Source organism: Kitasatospora sp. NPDC127067 (assembly GCF_042724755.1).
Classification (GTDB): domain Bacteria; phylum Actinomycetota; class Actinomycetes; order Streptomycetales; family Streptomycetaceae; genus Kitasatospora; species Kitasatospora lactacystinica.
The window spans coordinates 1-21,048 of record NZ_JBHXEM010000037.1 but is presented as its reverse complement, the minus strand read 5'-3'; the positions used below and the strand labels follow the sequence as shown (position 1 = coordinate 21,048).

The window sequence follows — 21,048 nt, the reverse complement described above, 5'->3', positions numbered from 1 at the left end:
GGTTGACACCCGGACCCGCCCCGCGCGGCCCCGGACGTCGCGACCGGCTCCGGGGCCCGGCCCCTAATCACCTGCCCGGGCCCCGGATAGGGGTGTCGGCCCTGTTACGGCCGTGTCTACGCTCGGCCCCATTCGCGGAGGCTGAAGGGGCACGGGACGATGGAGTCGAGTGAGCGGCAACTCCGGGCGCAGATGCGCTTCTTCCACGACCTGGTGCGCAAGCTCGCCGCCCAGGGCGATCCCTACGCGAAGGTGCTGAGCGCGCCGGACAACCCCTACCCCGCGTACGAGGAGATCCGGGCGCGGGGCCGGGTCTACCGCAGCCCGCTGGGCACCTGGGTCACCACCGACCACGAACTCGCCAACCAGGTGCTGCGGGACAAGCGCTTCGGCGTGCGCAAGGCCGACGGCGAGAAGGTGCCGGAGTTCATGAACTTCGACAACTCCATGCTCGGCCTCGACCCGCCGGACCACACCCGGCTGCGCCGGATGACCATGCCCACCCTCAACCCGCGCGTCGTCGAGCGCTGGCGCGGCCGGGCCGAGGAGATCTGCCACCGGCTGATCGACGACATCCTGGCCCAGGGCGACCGGTTCGACCTGATGACCGCCTTCGCCCACCACCTGCCGACCGCGGTGATCGGCGACCTGGTCGGCATCCCCGAGGAGGACCGGGAGCACTTCCACCACCTCAGCCGGGAGATCGTCCCGCTGCTGGACGGCGTGGTCACCTACGAGAAGGCGCGCAGCGTGGACGCCGCCATCGCCGGGATGACCGAGCTGTTCACCCGGATCGTCGAGCAGCGCCGGGTCGAGCCGCGCGAGGACATGATCAGCCGGATGCTGCCGCTGGTCGACGAGGGCAGCCTGAGCATGGACGAACTGCTGCCGCTGTGCATGTTCCTGCCGCTGGCCGGCACCGAGACCACCGTCAACCTGATCGGCAACGGCATCCTGGCGCTGCTGCGCCACCCCGAGCAGTGGCGGATGGTGGCCGAGGACCCGGAACTGGCCCAGAACGTGGTCAACGAGACGCTGCGCCACGACCCGCCGGTGCAGACCTACCGGCGGATCGCCCACGAGCCGGTCGAACTGGGCGGCGTCGTGCTGCCCGTCGACAGCGAGCTGGCGATCGTGGCCGCCGGGGCCAACCGGGACCCGCAGGTCTTCCCCGACCCCGCCCGCTTCGACATCACCCGGGTCAGCCGCAACGACACCCTGGCGTTCTCGGCCGGCATCCACTACTGCCTGGGCGCGCCGCTGGCCAGGTTCGAGGCCGAGGTGGCCTACCGGACCCTCATCTCCCGGATGCCCGGGCTGCGGCAGGCCGGGCCGGTGCGCCGGCGGGGCTCCTTCATCATTCGCGGCCTGCGGGAGTTCCCGCTGTCGGCGAGCTGACCCGGCGTCGGCGCACGGCTCCCCGGCGCGGGTCGGCCGCGACCGCACCACGACCGCGTACGGCGCGACCCGCGCACACGGCACTTCCCAGTGGAGGGATCATGGCGGACCCGATCATCCTCGCCGAAGGACTGCACAAGCACTTCGGCGAGGTCCACGCCCTACGAGGGCTCGACCTCGCCGTCCCGGCCGGGACGGTCTGCGGGGTGCTCGGCCCCAACGGCGCCGGCAAGACCACCGCGGTGAACATCCTCGCGACCCTGATGGACCCGGATGCCGGGCACGCCCGGATCGCCGGGCTGGACGTGGTCCGCGAGGCCGACCGGGTGCGCTCGGTGATCGGCCTGGCCGGGCAGTTCGCCGCGGTGGACGAGAAGCTGACCGGTCGCGGCAACCTGCGGATGTTCGGCCGGCTCTACCACCTGCCCCGTCGGCAGGTGCACCAGCGGGCCGACGAACTCCTGGAGCGCTTCGGCCTGATGGAGGCGGCCGACCGGCAGGTGCGCGGCTACTCCGGCGGCATGCGCCGCCGGCTCGACCTCGTCGCCAGCCTGATCCTGCGCCCCCAGGTGCTCTTCCTGGACGAGCCGACCACCGGCCTCGACCCGCGCAGCCGCGGCGAGATCTGGGACTGCGTGCGGGAGCTCGTCGCCGAGGGCACCACCGTGCTGCTCACCACCCAGTACCTGGACGAGGCCGACCAACTGGCCGACGACATCGCGGTGGTGGACTACGGCCGGGTGATCGCCGACGGCACCCCCGACCAACTCAAGTCGACGATCGGCAACCGCTTCGACGTGGTCGTCGAGGACCCGGCGCTGCTGCCGCAGGCCTCCGCCGTGCTGCACCGGCTGACCGGGGCCGAGCCGACCGGGACCGGCGAGAACAGCCTGAGCGTGCCGTCCGCGGACGGCACCGTGCGGGTCTCCGCACTCGTCCGGGAGCTGGACCGGGCGGGGATCGAGGTCGCCGACGTCAGCCTGCGCCGCCCCACCCTCGACGAGGTGTTCCTGCGCCTGACCGACCGCTCGGCCCCGGCCGACACCGAAACCGACGGCGACGCCCCGGCCGGCGCCCGAGCCGACGACAGAGTCAAGGACCACGCCTGATGACCGTCCAGATCACCCCCGTTGCCCGCCGGACCCCGGTGACCCGCCTGCGCTGGGCGCTGTCGGACGGCTTCGTCCTCGTCGGGCGCGAGTTCAGCCGGCTGCGCCAGGAGCCCGGCTCACTGATCGCCGCCCTGATCTTCCCCGCCGTGATGGTGCTGCTGTTCGGCTACGTCTTCGGCAGCGCCATCCGGATTCCGGGCGGCGGTGACTACCGCGCCTACCTGATGCCCGGGCTGTTCGCCATGGTGACGGCCAGTTCGGTGGTGGCGGTGATCGAGAGGGTCGCCGCCGACGTCTCGCGCGGACTGATGAGCCGGTTCCGCTCGATGCCGATGTCGCGGGTCGCGGTCGCCTTCGGGCACACCGCCTCCGACATGGTCGGCGGACTGCTCAGCGTGGCCATCATGGCGGTGGCCGGTCTGCTGGTCGGCTGGCGCGCGTCCGACGGGCTGCTGAACGCCCTGGCCGGCTTCGGGCTGCTGGTGCTGATGCGCTACGCGCTCAGCTGGGTCGGCTGCTACTTCGGCCTGAAGGTCCCCAACGAGCAGATGGCGCAGCAGCTCACGCTGCTCGTGATGCCGGTGACCATGCTGTCGAACGCCTTCGTGCCGACCGACGGGATGCCCGCCTGGCTGCGGTTCATCGCCGAGTGGAACCCGCTCAGCGCCCTGACCGCCGGCTGCCGCGAGCTGTTCGGCAACCCGGGGACGGTGACCGGCTCGCACGCCTGGCCGGTGGACCACCCGGTGGCCGCGACGCTGCTGTGGTCGGTGGGCCTCCTGGTGGTCTTCGTGCCGCTGTCGGTGCGGTCGTTCCAGCGCAAGAACCGCTGACCCGGCGAACCCCGCACCGCCCGGTGGGAATCCCCGGGAGCGGGGTCCCCGGCCGGAAGTCCCCGGACCGGCACCCCTAACTGTGGGGCCGGTACCGGGGGCCGGCATCCGCCCTGCTTAGGGGTTGGTGCCGGTCGGTTCGCTCCCTAAGCTCGCGGATGACGCGCCATCGGGTACGCCGGGGAATTCCACCGGCGGACCGCGGTGGCCCTTGCGAAACGCCAATCCGCCCAGGTCGACGGGTGGGCAATTCCACCCGTGAATTCCGTTCGGCTATTTCCGGCGCATTACGTGTTGAGGTGTCCCATGCCTGAGGTCCATGCCGATGACGCTGCCATCGCCGTCGTAGGACTCGCCTGCCGACTGCCGGGCGCCGCGACCCCGCGGGCCTTCTGGAAGCTGCTGTGCGACGGCGTGGAAGCGATCGGTGACGTCCCCCTCGACCGGGGCGACCTCGCCGAGCGGGACGTCCCGCGCCGCGGCGGCTTCCTCGACCGGATCGACGGGTTCGACCCGGGTTTCTTCGGCATCTCGCCGCGCGAGGCCACCGCCATGGACCCGCAGCAGCGGCTCATGCTGGAGCTGAGCTGGGAGGCGCTGGAGGACGCCCGGATCGTGCCGGACGCCCTGCGCGGCAGCCGGACCGGCGTCTTCGTCGGCGTGATGGCCTCCGACTACGCCACCCTCGCCCAGCGCGGCGGCACCGCGCAGATCGGCCCGCACTCGCTGGCCGGCCTGCAGCGCGGCCTGATCGCCAACCGGGTCTCCTACGCCGTCGGCCTGCGCGGCCCCAGCATGACCGTCGACGCCGGACAGTCCTCCTCCCTGGTCGCGGTGCACGTCGCCGCCGACAGCCTGCGGCGCGGCGAGGCCACCCTCGCCCTGGCCGGCGGCGTGCACCTGATCGCGGCCCCGGAGAGCACCGTCGGTGCGGCCCGCTTCGGCGCGCTCTCCCCGGACGGCCGCTGCTACACCTTCGACGAGCGCGCCAACGGCTACGTCCGCGGCGAGGGCGGCGTGGTCGTCGCCCTCAAGACCGTCGCCCGGGCCGTCGCCGACGGCGACCGGATCTACGCCGTCATCCGCGGCAGCGCCGTCAACAACGACGGCGGCGGCGACAGCCTGACCACCCCCAGCCGCGACGCCCAGGCCGACGTGCTCGGCGCCGCCTACCGGCGCGCCGGGATCGCCCCCGACGCGGTGCGCTACGTCGAACTGCACGGCACCGGCACGGCCGTCGGCGACCCGGTCGAGGCGGCGGCCCTCGGTGCCGTCCTCGGCGCCGGCCGCACCCCCGACGCCGCGCTGCGGGTCGGCTCCGCCAAGACCAACATCGGCCACCTCGAAGGCGCCGCCGGCGCGGCCGGACTGCTCAAGGCCGTCCTGTCGGTGGCCAACCGGCAGCTCCCGCCGAGCCTCAACTTCGAACGGCCCAACCCGCGCATCCCCCTGGACGACCTCGGCCTGCGGGTGCAGACCGCCCTCGAACCCTGGCCCGAGGGCCCGCGGATCGCGGGTGTCAGCTCCTTCGGCATGGGCGGCACCAACTGCCACGTCGTGCTCACGGAGTGGCCCGGCCGGGCCGAGGACCCGCGCGAGCGGACCGCCGACGCCGACGCGCCGGTGCTCTGGCCGCTGTCGGGCCGCACCGAGGACGCGCTGCGCGAGCAGGCCGCCCGGCTGCGCGCCCACCTGGAGGCCACCCCCGCCGCCGACCCGGCCGACATCGGCCACTCGCTGGCCACCACCCGCGCGGCCTTCGGCCACCGGGCCGCCGTGCTCGGCCGCGGCCGGGACGAACTGCTGCGCCGCCTCGGCTCGCTGGCCGCCGGCGAGCCGGTGCGCGGTGTGGTCTCGGGGGAGACGGACGAGGGCCGCACGGCCTTCCTGTTCACCGGGCAGGGCTCGCAGCGGGTCGGCATGGGCCGGGGCCTGTACGAGGCCCACCCCGCCTTCGCGACCGCTTTCGACGAGCTGTGCGCGGAGCTCGACCCGCTGCTCGGCGGATCGGTCCGCAGTGTGGTGTTCGACGGTGCGGAGGACCTGGACCGGACGGTGTGGGCGCAGGCCGGGCTGTTCGCGGTCGAGGTCGCCTCGTTCCGGCTGCTCGAATCCTGGGGTGTGGCACCGGAGTTCCTGCTCGGGCACTCGATCGGTGAGATCGCGGCGGCTCATGTGGCGGGCGTGTTCTCGCTCGCCGACGCGTGCGCCCTGGTGGCGGCGCGAGGCCGGCTGATGGACGCGCTGCCCGAGGGCGGGGCGATGCTGGCGGTCCAGGCCACCGAGGCCGAGGTGCGGGCGGAGATCGGTGACCGGCTGGACGTTGCGGCCGTCAACGGCCCGACCTCCGTGGTGGTTTCGGGTTCGACCGAGGTGGTCGAGGAGTTCGCGGCCCGCTGGAAGGCCGAGGGGCGCAAGACCAGCCGGCTGACGGTCTCGCACGCCTTCCACTCGGCGCTGATGGAGCCGATGCTCGCCGAATTCGCCGCCGCGCTCGGCGGGTTGACCTTCGCCGAGCCGCGCATCCCGGTCGTCTCCAACCTGACCGGCGAACTCGCCGGGCCCGGCCTGCTGTCCACGCCGGACTACTGGCTGCGCCAGGTCCGTGAGGCCGTCCGCTTCGCCGACGGCGTCGAGGCCCTGCACCGCGAGGGCGTCACCCGCTTCCTCGAAGTCGGCCCGGACGGCGTGCTCTGCGCGATGGCCCGGCAGGCCGGCGCCCAGGGCCTGCTGGCCCCGGCCCTGCGCAAGGACCGCGACGACGCGGAGACCCTGCTCGGCGCCGTCGCCCGGCTGTACACCGCCGGCGCGCCGCTGGACTGGGACGCCCTCTTCGCGGGCCACGCCCCCCGACCGGTCGACCTGCCCACCTACGCCTTCCAGCGCCGCCGCTTCTGGCTGGACGCGGCCGCCCGTCCGGCCGTCGAACCCGCTCCTGCCGCGCCGGCCCCGGTCGAGGCCCCGACCGGGCCCGCCGCCGAGCGGCGGGACGAGCGGGCGCTGCTGCACCAGATCCGCGCCCAGGTCGCCGCCGTCCTCGACTACGAGACCCCCGGCGACGTGGACGCCCGGCTCACCTTCCGCGACCTGGGCTTCGACTCGCTCACCGCCGTGGAACTGCGCGACCGCCTCGCCGCGGCCACCCGGCTGCGGCTGCCGGACTCCCTGGTCTTCGACCACCCGACCCCGCTGCGCCTGGCCGAGCACCTGTCCGGCCTGCTCTACGGCGAGCCCGCCGCCGTCGCGCCCGCGACGCCCGCCCCCGGCGCCGTGAGCGACGAGCCGATCGCGATCGTCGCGATGAGCTGCCGCTACGCGGGCGGCATCGACACCCCCGAGGCCCTGTGGCAGGCGGTCCTCGACGGCCGCGACCTGGTCACCGGCTTCCCCGAGGACCGCGGCTGGGACATCGCGGGCGTCTACGCGGACGAGGGCCGCAACCCGACCGGCACGCTCACCCCCGCCGGGGCGTTCCTGACCGACGCGACCCGCTTCGACGCGGCGTTCTTCGGCATCTCCCCGCGCGAGGCCCTCGCCATGGACCCGCAGCAGCGGCTCCTGCTGGAGACCGCCTGGGAGACCGTCGAGCGCCTCGGCGTCGACCCGGCCGTGCTGCGCGGCAGCCGCACCGGCGTGTTCGTCGGCGCCACCGCCCAGGACTACGGCCCCCGGCTGCACCAGGCCCCGGCCGACCTCGAAGGCCACCTGCTGACCGGCAACACCGCGAGCGTCGCCTCCGGCCGGATCGCCTACGTGCTCGGCCTGGAGGGCCCGGCGGTCACCGTCGACACGGCCTGCTCCTCCTCGCTGGTCGCCCTGCACCTCGCCGCCCAGTCGCTGCGCCTCGGCGAGTGCGACATGGCCCTGGCCGGCGGCGCCACCGTGCTGGCGACGCCCGGCATGTTCATCGAGTTCAGCAAGCAGCAGGGCCTGTCGGCCGACGGCCGCTGCAAGGCCTTCGCCGAGGGCGCCGACGGCACCGGCTGGGGCGAGGGCGTGGGCCTGCTGGCCCTGGAGCGGCTCTCCGACGCCGAGCGGCTGGGTCACCCGGTGCTCGCGGTGATCCGTGGCAGCGCCATCAACCAGGACGGCGCCTCCAACGGCCTCGCCGCGCCGAACGGCCCCTCCCAGGAGCGGGTGATCCGCCAGGCGCTGGCCGGCGCCGGACTCGCCGCCGCCGACGTGGACGCCGTCGAGGCGCACGGCACCGGCACCGCCCTCGGCGACCCGATCGAGGCCCAGGCGCTGCTGGCCACCTACGGCCGGGACCGCGCCGCCGAGGACCCGCTCTGGCTCGGCTCGGTGAAGACCAACATCGGGCACACCCAGGCCGCCGCCGGCGTCGCCGGGATCATCAAGATGGTGCAGGCGATGCGGCACGGCACGCTGCCGCGCACCCTGCACGCGGACACCCCCTCCAGCCGGGTGGACTGGAGCGCCGGCGGCGTCCGGCTGCTGACCGAGGCCCGGGACTGGCCCGAACGCGGACGTCCGCGCCGCGCCGCGGTCTCCTCCTTCGGCATCAGCGGCACCAACGCCCACATGATCGTCGAGAGCGTGCCGCAGGACGCCCCGGCGGCCCCCGCCGCCACCGGGACCGGCCCGCTGCCGTTCCCGCTCTCCGCCCACGGCGACGCCGCGCTGCGCGCCCAGGCCGCCCGGCTCGCCGAGGCCGTCCGCACCGGCGCCGGGCCGGCCGCCGCGTCCCTCGCCGACCTCGGCCTGTCGCTGACCGCCCGGGCCGCCTTCGACCGGCGCGCCGTGGTGGTCGCCGCCGACCGCGAGCAGCTGCTGGCCGGCCTGGACGCGCTGACCCGGGAACTGCCCGCCGCCAACCTGACCACCGGCACGGCCGGCGCCCCCGACGGCCCCGTGTTCGTCTTCCCCGGCCAGGGCTCCCAGTGGGAGGGCATGGCCGCCGAGCTGTACGCCTCCTCCGAGGTCTTCCGCGCCGAGCTCACCGCGTGCGCCGAGGCCCTCGCCCCGCACACCGACTGGTCGCTGATCGACGTGCTGCACGGCGCCCCCGGCGCCCCCTCGCTGGAGCGCGTCGACGTGGTGCAGCCCGCGCTGTTCGCCGTGATGGTGTCGCTGGCGAAGCTCTGGCGGCACTCCGGCGTCGTCCCCGCCGCCGTGATCGGCCACTCCCAGGGCGAGATCGCCGCCGCGCACGTCGCCGGCGGCCTCACCCTGGCCGACGCCGCCCGGATCGTCGCCCTGCGCAGCCGCTACCTGCGCGCCATCGCGGGCACCGGGGGCATGGCGTCGATCCCGCTGCCGACCGCCGAGGTCGAGGCGCGCATCGCCCGCTTCGACGGCCGGATCACCGTCGCCGCGCACAACGGCCCGTCCGCCACCGTGGTCGCGGGGGAGGCCGAGGCCCTCGACGAGTTCGTCGCCCGGTGCCAGGCCCAGGACGTCCGCGCCCGGCGCGTCCCGGTCGACTACGCCTCGCACTCGCCGGCCGTCGACCCGCTGCGCGAGGAGCTGGCCGAGGCCCTCGCCGGGATCGAGCCGCGCGAAGGCCACACGGCCTTCTGGTCCACCGTCACCGGCGGCCTGCTGGCGACCACCGAACTCGACACCGACTACTGGTTCCGCAACCTGCGCCAGGTGGTGCGCTTCGAGCCCACCGTGCGGGCGCTGCTCGCGGCCGGCCACCGCACCTTCGTCGAGTCCAGCCCGCACCCCGTGCTCACCGTCGGCGTCCAGGAGACGCTGGAGGCCGACGGCCGCGGCGGCGCCGCCCTCGGCACACTGCGCCGCGACCACGGCGGCCCCGAGCGGTTCCTCGGCGCGCTCGCCGAGGCGTACGTCGCCGGCGTCGCGGTGGACTGGACGGACGCCTTCCCCGGCTCCGCCCGGCGGGTCCCGCTGCCCACCTACCCCTTCCAGCGCGAGCGGTACTGGCTGGCGCCCGGCGCCGGCTCGACCGACGCCACCGGTCTCGGCCTCGACCCCGCCGACCACCCGCTGGCCGGCGCCGCCGTCACCCTCGCGGGCGACGACACCCTCGTCCTCACCGGCCGGCTCGCCACCGCCGACCAGCCCTGGCTCGCCGACCACGTGGTCAACGGCGCGGTCGTGCTGCCCGGCTCCGCGCTCGTCGACCTCGCGCTGCACGCGGGCCTGCGCTGCGGCCACCCGCACCTGGAGGAGCTCACCCTCCAGAGCCCGCTGCTCCTCCCGGCCGACGGCTCCGTCCAGATCCAGGTGGTGCTGCTGCCGCCGGACGAGGCGGGCCGCCGCCCCGTCACCGTCCACTCCCGCCCGCAGGCCTCCGCCGAGGACCGTCCCTGGACCTGGCACGCCACCGGCGCGCTGATCGCCGGGCCGGCCGCCGCGTCCGCACCGCAGGGCGCCTGGCCGCCCGCCGGCGCCGTCCCGCTCACGGTCCAGGACGCCTACCCCGGCCTGGCCGGGCGCGGCTACGCCTACGGCCCGGCCTTCCAGGGCCTGACCGCCGCCTGGCGGCGCGGCGAGGAGCTGTTCGCCGAGGTCACCCTCCCCGAGACGCTCCCGACCGAGGGCTTCGGCATCCACCCGGCTCTGCTGGACGCCGCACTGCACGTGCTGCTGCTCGACGGCGACCCGGCGACCACCCGGCTCGCCTTCTCGTTCGCCGGCGTCCGGCTGCACGCCGCCGGGGCCACCGCCGTCCGGGTGCACGCCGCGCCCGCCGGCCCCGAGGGCGGCTACGTCGTCACGCTGAGCGACCCGGCGGGCGCCGCCGTCCTGGACGTCGACGCGCTCGTCCTGCGGGCCGTCGACCCGGAGCGGTCGGCCGCCGGCCGGAGCACCGCCGACCCGCTCCACCGGCTCGACTGGATCCCCGCCGCCACCGGCGCCACTGCCGCCACCACAGCCACCGGCGGCGCCGTCCGGACCGCCCTGGCCGACCTCGCCCAGGGCCTGCCGCCGCTCGACGGCGGCCCGGCGCCCGAGGCCGTCCTCGTCCCGGTCACCGGCGATCCCGACGCCCCCGCCGAGAGCGCCCACGCCCTGACCCGCAGCGCCCTCGGGCTGATCCAGGCCTTCCTCGCCGAGGAGGACCGGGCCGACTCCCGACTCGTCCTGCTCACCCGGCAGGCCCTCGCCGCCGGCCCGGACGAGGAGGTGCGCGACCTCGCCGCGGCCGCCGTCCTCGGCCTGGCCCGCAGCGCCCAGATCGAGCACCCCGGCCGCATCCTGATCCTCGACCACGACGGCGAGCGGCCCACCGACGAGGCCCTGCGCGACGCCCTCGCCGGCGACGAGCCGCAGCTCGCGCTGCGCGCCGGCCGCCTGCTGGCGCCGCGGCTGGTCAAGGCCGGACCCGCCCCGCTCGCCGGGGCCGAGCCCGCCCGCACCCCGTTCGACCCGGACGGCACCGTCCTGCTGACCGGCGGCACCGGCGCCATCGGCCGCCTGCTGGCCCGGCACCTGGTCACCGCGCACGGGGTCCGCCACCTGCTGCTGGTCGGCCGCCGCGGCCTGCCCGCCGGGGAACTCGCGGAGCTGACCGCCGGGCTGGACGCCGAGGTCACCGCCGCCGCCTGCGACGCGGCCGATCCGGCCGCCCTGGCCGCCCTGCTGGCCGCCGTCCCGGCCGAGCACCCGCTCACCGCCGTGGTGCACGCCGCCGGCGTGGTCGACGACGCCTCCGTGCAGCGGCTGCGCCCCGAGCAGCTGGACGCGGTGCTGCGCCCCAAGGCCGACGCGGCCTGGAACCTGCACCGGCTCACCCGCGACCTCGACCTGAGCGCGTTCGTGCTCTTCTCCTCGCTGGCCAGCACCGTCGGCGCCGCCGGCCAGGGCAGCTACGGCGCCGCCAACGGCTTCCTCGACGCGCTCGCCCAGCACCGGCACGCCCTCGGGCTGCCCGCCCAGGCGCTGCTCTCCGGCCTCTGGGCGCACGGCGAGGGCATGGGCGGCCGGCTCGGCGAGGCCGACCGGGCCCGCCTGGTCCGCGGCGGCCTGGCACCGATGACCGCCGAGCAGGGCCTCGCGCTCTTCGACGCGGCCCTCGCCGACGGCCGCCCGCTGATCGCCCCGGCCCGGATCGCCGTCGCCGAGGCGGCCGGGCGCGCCGAGGCCGTCCCCGCGGTGCTGCGCGGCCTGATCCGCACCCCGCTGCGCCGGGCGTCGGCCGCCGCGGCGGCGAGCGGCCTGGCCGACCGGCTGACCGTGCTGCCCGCCGCCGACCGCCGCCGCACCCTGCTGGACCTGGTCCGCTCCAGTGCCGCGACCGCGCTGGGCCACGCCGACCCGGCCGAGATCGCGGTGGACGGCGCGTTCAAGGCGCTCGGCTTCGACTCGCTGATCGCGGTGGAGTTCCGCAACCGGCTGAACGCGGCGTCGGGCCTGCGGCTGCCCACCACCGTCGCCTTCGACCACCCCACGCCGAACGCGCTCGCCGACCACCTGCTCGCCCTGCTGACCGACGCCACCGGCACCGGCCCGGCGCCGACGGCGGCCAGGGCCGCGACCGCCGCCCCGGGTGAGCCGATCGCGATCGTCGCGATGGGCTGCCGCTTCCCCGGCGGCATCGGCTCGCCCGAGGAGCTGTGGCAGGTCGTCGCCGAACGCGGCGACATGATCTCCACCCTGCCCGCCAACCGCGGCTGGGACCTCGACCGGCTGTACCACGCGGACCCCGACGAGCCGGGCCGCTCGTACACCCGCGAGGGCGGCTTCCTGTACGACGCCGACCTGTTCGACGCCGCGTTCTTCGGCATCTCGCCGCGCGAGGCGGCCGCCGCGGACCCGCAGCAGCGGCTGCTGCTGGAGACGGCCTGGGAGGTCGTCGAGCGCGCCGGGATCGACCCGACCACGCTGCGGCACAGCGCCACCGGCGTGTTCACCGGTGTCGCCACCCAGGAGTACGGCCCCCGGATGGACCACGCCCTGGAGAACTACGAGGGCTACCGGGTCACCGGCAGCGCGGGCAGCGTCGCCTCCGGCCGGGTGGCGTACGCGCTCGGCCTGGAGGGCCCGGCGGTCACCGTCGACACGGCCTGCTCCTCCTCGCTGGTCGCCCTGCACCTCGCGGTCCAGTCGCTGCGGGGCGGCGAGTGCGACCTCGCCCTGGCCGGCGGCGCCGCCGTGATGTCCACCCCGGGCCTGTTCATCGAGTTCAGCCGACTGCGCGGACTGTCCGAGGACGGCCGCTGCCGGGCCTTCGGTTCGGGTGCGGACGGCTTCGGGCTGGCCGAGGGCGTCGGCCTGGTCATGCTGGAGCGGCTCTCCGACGCCCGCCGCAACGGGCACCAGGTGCTGGCGGTGATCCGCGGTACCGCCGTCAACCAGGACGGTGCGTCGAACGGTCTGACGGCGCCGAACGGCCCGTCGCAGGAGCGGGTGATCCGGCAGGCCCTGGCCAACGCCGGAGTCGCGGCCGCCGAGGTCGACGCCGTCGAGGCGCACGGCACCGGCACCACGCTGGGCGACCCGATCGAGGCGCACGCCCTGCTGGCCACCTACGGCCAGGAGCGGGCCGGCGAGCCGCTGTGGCTGGGCTCGGTGAAGTCCAACATCGGGCACACCCAGGCCGCGGCCGGCGTGGCGGGTGTGATCAAGATGGTGCTGGCGATGCGGCACGGCGTTCTGCCGGCGACGCTGCACGCGGACGAGCCGTCCCCGCACGTGGAGTGGGCGACCGGCGCCGTGGAGCTGCTGTCCGAGGCGCGCCCCTGGCCGCAGGCCGGTCGCCCGCGCCGGGCGGGCGTCTCCTCGTTCGGCATGAGCGGCACCAACGCGCACCTGATCCTGGAGGCCGCGCCCGCGACGGCGGCCGAGGAGCCGGCGGAGGCCGGGGGTGTGCTGCCGTGGCTGCTGTCGGGCCGGACGCCGGCGGCGCTGGGTGCGCAGGCGGAGCGGCTGCGGGAGTTCGCGCTGGAGCGCCCTGAGCTCGGGGTGGCGGATGTGGCGTCCGCGTTGCTGTCGCGGGCGGGTCTGGAGCACCGTGCGGTGGTGCTGGGCGCGGAGCGGGAGGCGCTGCTGGACGGTCTCGCGGTGCTCGGCGGCGAGGGCGTGGTCCGGGGCCGGGTCGTTCCCGGTGATGTGGTGTTCGTGTTCCCGGGTCAGGGTTCGCAGTGGGTGGGCATGGCGTGGGAACTCGCCGAGGCCTCACCGGTGTTCGCGGCCCGGTTGGCCGCGTGCGAGGCGGCGCTGGCGCCGTTCACGGACTGGTCGCTGACCGAAGTGCTGCGCGAGGGCGCGGAGTTGGACCGGGTGGACGTGGTCCAGCCGGTGCTCTGGGCCGTGATGGTCTCGCTGGCCGAGGTGTGGCGGGCGCACGGGGTGGAGCCCTCGGCCGTGATCGGCCACTCCCAGGGCGAGATCGCCGCGGCCGTGGTCGCGGGTGCGCTGTCCGTCGAGGACGGTGCCCGGGTGGTCGCGCTGCGCAGCCTGGCCATCACCGAACTGGCCGGTGGCGGCGGGATGGTGTCCGTCGCGGCGGGCAGCGCGGTGGTCGAGGAGCTGATCGCCGGCTTCGACGGCCGGATCTCGGTGGCCGCGTACAACGGGCCGTCGTCCACGGTGGTTTCGGGCGAGCCGGAGGCGCTGGACGCGCTGATGGCGCTCTGCGAGGAGAACGGGGTGCGGGCCCGCCGGATCCCGGTGGACTACGCCTCGCACTCCGCCCAGGTCGACCGGCTGCGCGGACGCATCCTGGACGACCTGGCCGAGGTCGCCCCGGTGACCTCCACCGTGCCGCTCTACTCCACCCTGACCGGCACCCCGATCGACACGGCGCGGATGGACGCGGAGTACTGGTTCGACAACCTGCGCTCCCCGGTGCGCTTCGAGGAGGCCACCCGCGCGCTGCTCGGCAGCGGCCGGGCGGTGTTCGTGGAGTGCAGCCCCCACCCGGTGCTGACGGTCGGCGTGCAGGAGACCGCCGACGCGGTCGAGACCGAGGCGGCCGTGCTGGGCACGCTGCGGCGAGGCCAGGGCGGCCCCGAGCAACTGCTGACCGCCCTGGCCGAGGCCTGGACCGCCGGCGTGGCCGTCGACTTCACCGCGTTGCTGCCCGCCGGCCGCCCGGTCGAGCTGCCGACCTACGCCTTCCAGCGCGAGCGCTACTGGCTGGAGCAGGCCGCCGCCCCGGCGGCCGAGGGCGACCCGGCCGAGGCCCGGTTCTGGGACGCCGTGGAACGCGAGGACCTGGCCGAGCTCTCCGAGGCGCTGCGGCTGGACGACACGCCGGAGCTGCTCGGCTCGGTGCTGCCCGCGCTGGCCGACTGGCGGCGCCGCCGCCGGGACCGCTCGACGCTGGACTCCTGGCGCTACCGGATCGGCTGGAAGCCGGTGGACGCCCCGCGCGGGGCGGTCGCCCTGACCGGCACCTGGCTGGTGGTGGCCGCCGAGGAGACCGCCGCCGAGGAGGTGGTCGCGGCGATCCGCACCGCCGGTGCGCAGACCGTGACCCTGGTCGTGGCCGACCCGGCCGTCGGCCGTACGGCCCTGGCCGACACCCTCCGCGCGGCGCTTCCCGCGGCCGAGCCGTTCGCCGGCGTGGTCTCGCTGGCCGGCCTCGCCGAGGAGCCGCTGCCCGGGACGGTGCTGCCCGCCGGCCTGGCGGTGTCGCTGACGCTGGTGCAGGCGCTCGGGGACGCCGGGATCACCGCCCCGCTGTGGACCCTGACCAGGGGCGCCGTCTCCACCGGCCGGGCCGACCGGCTGGACCACCCGGTGCAGGCCCAGCTCTGGGGCTTCGGCCGGTCGCTGGCGCTGGAGCACCCGGACCGCACCGGCGGCCTGATCGACCTGCCGCCGGTGCTCGACGAGCGCGCCGGGCGGCGCCTCGCGGCCCTCCTCTCGGGTGCCACCGGTGAGGACCAGAGCGCCGTACGGTCCTCCGGGACCTACGCCGCCCGGCTGCTGCGCGCCCCCGAGCCCGCGCCCGCCGGCGAGGGCCGGCGGCTGACCGGCACCGTCCTGGTCGCCGGAGCCGACGGTGCCCTCGGCCGCCAGGCCGCCCGCTGGGCGGCCGGCCGCGGCGCGGCGCACCTGCTGCTGGTCGCCTCCGCACCGTCCGGGGAACTCGCCGACTTCGCCGCCGAATCGACCGGGGCCGGCACCCCGGCCACCGTGGCCGTCTGCGACCTCGGCGACGCCGACGCGCTCGCCGCGCTGCTGGCCGAGCACCCCGTCGCGGGCGTGGTCCTCACCGCCGAGGTCGGCCCGACCGAGGCCCTGGAGCTGACCGGTCCGGCAGAGTTCGCGGCCGTCCTCGCCGCCAAGACCGCCGGTGCCGCCCGGCTGCACGCCGCGCTCGCGGACGTGCCGCTGGACGCCTTCGTGCTGTTCTCCTCGATCGCCGGGGTCTGGGGCAGCGGAGGCCAGGCCGCCTACGCGGCCGGCAACAGCTACCTCGACGCCCTGGCCGAGCACCGCCGGTCGCTCGGCCTGCCGGCCACCTCGGTCGCCTGGGGCCCGTGGTCCGGCGGCCCGGACGGCCGCGGCGCGGACTTCCTGAGCCGCCGCGGCATCCCGGCCATGGACCCGCGGCTGGCCCTGGCCGCGCTGGACCGGGCCGTCGACCGGGACGAGACCACCGTCGTCGTCGCCGACGTCGACTGGACGACCTTCACCGCCTCCTTCACCTCCGCCCGGCCCAGCCCGCTGCTCGCCGACCTGCCCGGCCCGCGCACCGCCGCGGCCGCCGCCGGCACCGACGGCGCGGCCGCCCTCGGCGGCCGGATCGCCGCACTGTCCGCCGCCGAGCGCGAGCGGGAGACCCTGGCCGTCGTCCGCGCCGAGGTCGCCGCGGTGCTCGGGCACGCCGACCCGAGCGGCCTGGAGACCGGCCGGACCTTCAAGGACCTCGGCTTCGACTCGCTGACCGCCGTCGAACTGGGCAAGCGCCTGGCGGCCGGCACCGGCACCCCGGTGCCCGCCACCGCCGTGTTCGACCACCCGACCATCGGCGAGATGACCCGCTACCTGGTCGGCGGGCTCGACTCCGGCCCGGCCGCGACGGCCACCGCCGCCACCGACGAGCCGATCGCGATCATCGGCATGAGCTGCCGCTTCCCCGGCGGCGTCGAGGGCCCCGAGGACCTCTGGCGGCTGGTCGCGGCCGGCGGGGACGCGATCGTCGACTTCCCGACCGACCGCGGCTGGGACGTCGAGGGCCTCTACGACCCGGACCCCGACCGGCAGGGGCACACCTACGTCCGCTCCGGCGGCTTCCTCTCCGGCGCGGGCGAGTTCGACGCCGGCCTGTTCGGGATCTCCCCGCGCGAGGCCCTGGCGATGGACCCGCAGCAGCGGCTGCTGCTGGAGGCCGCCTGGGAGGCCTTCGAGGACGCCGGCATCGACGCCACCGCCGTACGCGGCAGCCAGGGCGGCGTCTTCGTCGGCATGACCTCCTCCGGCTACGGGCAGGGCGCGGTGCTGCCGGACGGCGTCGAGGGCCACGTGCTGACCGGCACCACGACCAGCGTCGCCTCCGGCCGGCTCGCGTACACCTTCGGCCTGGAGGGCCCCGCCATCACGGTGGACACCGCCTGCTCCTCCTCGCTGGTCGCCCTGCACATGGCGGCCGGGGCGCTGCGCTCCGGCGAGTGCGGCATCGCCCTCGCGGGCGGCGTGACGGTGATGGTGTCGCCCGACTCCTTCATCGAGTTCAGCCGGCAGCGCGGCCTCGCCGTCGACGGCCGCTGCAAGCCGTTCTCGGCGGCGGCGGACGGCACCAGCTGGGCCGAGGGCGTGGGCATGCTGCTGGTCGAGCGGCTCTCCGACGCGCGCCGCAACGGGCACCGGGTGCTCGCCGTGCTGCGCGGCAGCGCGGTCAACCAGGACGGCGCCTCCAACGGCCTCACCGCCCCCAACGGCCCCGCCCAGCAGCGGGTGATCCGCCAGGCGCTCGCCAACGCCGGACTGACGGCCGCCGAGGTCGACGCCGTCGAGGCGCACGGCACCGGCACCAAGCTGGGCGACCCGATCGAGGCCCAGGCCCTGCTGGCCACCTACGGCCAGGACCGCCCGGCCGACCGGCCGCTGCTGCTCGGCTCGGTGAAGTCCAACATCGGCCACACCCAGGCCGCCGCCGGCGTCGCCGGGGTGATCAAGACGATCATGGCGATGCGCCACGGCGAGCTGCCCGGCCTGCTCCACCTGGACGCGCCCTCACCGCACGTGGACTGGTCGGCCGGCGCGATCGAGCTGCCGACCGCCACGCGGCCCTGGCCCGAGAACGGTCGACCGCTGCGGGCCGGCGTCTCCTCCTTCGGCGTCAGCGGCACCAACGCCCACGTCATCCTGGAGAGTGCCCCCGTCGGGGAGACGGCGGCCCGCGGCCCGGCGGCACCCACCACCGGGGCGCCGCTGCCGTGGCTGCTGTCCGCCGCCGACCCCAGCGCGCTCGCCGCCCAGGCCGAGCGGCTGCACGGCTTCGCCGACGCGGGGACGGGCACCGACCCGGACCCGGCCGACATCGCCCTGGCACTGGCCACCGGCCGCACCGGCCTGGCGCACCGCGCCGTCGTCCTGGCCGCCGACCGTACCGGCCTGCTCGCCGGCCTCGGCGCGCTGGCCGCCGGCGCCGAGGCGCCCGGCGTGCTGCGCGGCGAGAGCGCCGACGGCCGCTCGGCGTTCCTGTTCTCCGGCCAGGGCTCCCAGCGCCCCGGCATGGGCCGCGCCCTCTACACCGCCTTCCCGGTGTTCGCCGACGCCCTGGACGCCGTCTGCGCCCGGCTCGACACCGAGCTGGACCACCCGCTGCGCGCGGTGATGTTCGCCGAGGCGGACACCCCCGAGGCGGCCCTGCTGGACCGGACCGTCCACACCCAGGCCGCGCTGTTCGCCTTCGAGGTGGCGCTGTTCCGGCTGCTGGAGGACTGGGGCGTGCGCCCCGACTTCCTGCTCGGCCACTCCATCGGCGAGATCGCCGCCGCCCACGTCGCGGGCGTGCTCTCGCTGGACGACGCCTGCACCCTGGTCGCCGCGCGCGGCCGGCTGATGCAGACGCTGCCCGCCGGCGGCGCGATGCTGGCCGTCGAGATCGACGAGGCCGGGGCCGCCGAGGCGCTCGCCGCCCACGACGGGGTCGACGTCGCCGCCGTCAACGGCCCGCGGGCGATCGTGGTCTCCGGACCGCAGGACGCGATCGCCGACCTGGCCGGGCACTGGCGCGCCGAGGGCCGCCGGACCAGCCGGCTGCGGGTCTCGCACGCCTTCCACTCGGCGCTGATGGAGCCGATGCTCGCCGAGTTCCGCGCCGTCGCCGAGGGCCTCGCCTACCACCCGCCGCGCCTGCCGGTGGTCTCCAACCTCACCGGCACCGCCGTCGGCGCCGAGGAGATCTGCACCCCCGAGTACTGGGTGCGGCACGTCCGCGGGGCCGTCCGCTTCGCCGACGGCGTGCGCTGGCTCGCCGGCCAGGGCGCGACCCGCTTCCTGGAGCTCGGCCCGGAGGCGGTGCTCACCGCCATGGCGCGCCTCACCCTGGACGCCACCGGCCGGGACGACGCCGCGCTGGTGCCCGCCTCCCGGGGCGAGCGGCCCGAGGCCGAGACCCTGCTGGCCGCCGTCGCCACCGCCTGGACCCGGGGCGCCGCGGTGGACTGGTCCGCCGTCCTCGCCGACCGCGGCGGCCGCCGGATCACCCTGCCCCCGTACGCCTTCCAGCGCCGGCCCTACTGGCTGCGCCCCGGCCGGTCCGGGGCCGACGTGACCGGCGCCGGCCTGCTGCCGACCGAGCACCCGCTGCTGACCGCCGCCGTGCCGCTCGCCGACGGCGAGGGCGCGCTGCTCACCGGCCGGCTGTCGCTCGCCGCCCAGCCCTGGCTGGCCGACCACGCCGTGCGCGGCACGGCGATCCTGCCCGGCACCGGCTTCGTGGAACTGGCGCTGCGGGCCGGCCGGGAGGTCGGCTGCACCGCGCTGCGCGAGCTGATGGTCGAGGCCCCGCTGGCCGTCCCCGCCACCGGCGGCGTCCGCATCCAGGTGCGGGTCGGCGACCCGGACCCGGCCGGCGACCGCCCGGTGGCCGTCCACGCCCAGCCCGACGGCGCGGCCGGCTGGACCCGGCACGCCTCCGGCGCCCTGGCCGCCGGGACGGACGCCGAACCGTACGACCTCTCCGCCTGGCCGCCGGCCGACGCCGAGCCGGTGGAACTGGACGGCTACTACGAGCGGCTGACCGAGGCCGGCTACGGCTACGGGCCGGTCTTCCGCGGGCTGCGCCGGGCCTGGCGGGCCGAGGGCGCCGTCTACGCGGAGATCGCCCTCCCGGCGGGCGCCGCCGAGGAGGCCGCCGGCTACGGCGTCCACCCGGCGCTGCTCGACGCGGCTATGCACGCCACCACCGTCGGCGGGTTCCTCGACGGCGCCGGCGCGACGCCGCTGCCGTTCGCCTGGTCCGGGGTGACCCTGCACGCCACCGGTGCCTCCGTGGCCCGGGTCCGGCTCGCCCCCGCGGGCCGGGACGCGATCTCGATCCGGGTCGCCGACGCCACCGGCGCACCGGTGGCCGACGTCCGCTCGCTGACCCTGCGGCCGGCGCCCACCGGTCAGCCGGACGGCCGCCGAGCCGAGGCCGGCGACGCGCTGTTCGCGGTCGAGTGGAGCGCGCTGCCGACCGGCGCCGCCGCCGAGGAGTGCCCGGTGGCGGAGCTGTCCGCCGTCGAGGCCGGCCACGCCCGCGCGGCCCTGGTGCTGCACCGGGTCGAGGCGACCGGTGCGGACGACGCCGCCCGGGCCCGCACCGCCACCGCCGGGGCGCTCGACGCCGCCCGGCGCTGGCTGGCCGGCGACCGGGACGAGGCCGACCGCCTGGTGGTCGTCACCCGCGGTGCCGCGGCCGTCCACCCGGGCGAGGAGCCCGCCGACCCGGCGGGCGCCGCGGTGTGGGGCCTGCTGCGCTCGGCCCAGTCCGAGCACCCGGACCGCGTCCTGCTGCTCGACGACGACGGCTCGGCCGACTGGGCGATGGTCCGCCGGGCGGTGGAGCTGGGGGAGAACCAGCTCGCCGCGCGCGGAGGCGCCCTGTACGCGCCCCGACTGGTGCGCGTGCCCGCCTCCGCCGCGCTGACCGTCCCCGAGGACGCCGCCGCCTGGACCCTCGACCCCGCCGAGCCCGGCATCCTGACCAGCCTGCGGCTGCTGCCCACCGACCCCGCCGAGCGGCCGCTCGGCCCCGGCGAGGTGCGGATCGGCGTCCGCGCGGCCGGTGTGAACTTCCGCGATGTGCTGCTCGCGCTCGGCATGTACCCCGAGCGCGCCGAGCTGGGCTCCGAGGGCGCCGGCGTCGTCCTGGAGGTCGGCGCCGAGGTCACCGACCTCGTTCCCGGCGAGCGGGTCTTCGGCCTGTTCCCCGGCGGCTTCGGCCCCGTCGCCGTCGCCGACCGGCGCCGGCTCGCCCGGATCCCGGCCGGCTGGACCTTCACCGAGGCCGCCTCGATGCCGGTCGTCTTCGTGACCGCCTACTACGGTCTGGTGGACGTGGCCGCGGCCCGGCCGGGGGAGTCGGTGCTGGTGCACGCGGCGGCCGGCGGGGTGGGCATGGCCGCCGTCCAACTCGCCCGCCACCTGGGCCTGGAGGTGTACGGCACCGCCAACCCCGGCAAGTGGGACGCGCTGCGCGCCGCCGGTCTGGACGACGCCCACATCGCCTCCTCGCGCGACCTCGCCTTCGAGGAGTCGTTCCGTACCGCCACCGGCGGACGCGGCGTGGACGTGGTGCTGAACTCGCTGGCCGGCGAGTTCACGGACGC

The 21,048-nt window shown here is 76.6% G+C and carries 4 protein-coding genes; all 4 read left to right on the top strand.

The features are described 5' to 3' along the window. Positions 1-159 precede the first annotated feature (159 nt). Positions 160-1,398 (top strand): cytochrome P450, encoded by a 1,239-nt coding sequence (locus tag ACFWJ4_RS17765; protein ID WP_380544894.1) that lies wholly within the window; start codon positions 160-162, stop codon positions 1,396-1,398. 101 nt (positions 1,399-1,499) lie between these two features. Further along, positions 1,500-2,507, top strand: coding sequence for an ATP-binding cassette domain-containing protein (locus ACFWJ4_RS17760; protein ID WP_359915576.1), 1,008 nt, complete (start codon positions 1,500-1,502; stop codon positions 2,505-2,507). After that, positions 2,507-3,343 carry an ABC transporter permease gene (locus tag ACFWJ4_RS17755; RefSeq protein WP_380544891.1) on the top strand — a complete coding sequence of 279 codons (837 nt, stop codon included), beginning with the start codon at positions 2,507-2,509 and terminating at the stop codon, positions 3,341-3,343. The genes ACFWJ4_RS17760 and ACFWJ4_RS17755 overlap by 1 nt, the downstream gene beginning before the upstream one ends. A gap of 306 nt (positions 3,344-3,649) precedes the next feature. Then, a partial coding sequence (locus ACFWJ4_RS17750; RefSeq protein ID WP_380544888.1) for a type I polyketide synthase occupies positions 3,650-21,048 on the top strand: 17,399 nt, incomplete at its 3' end.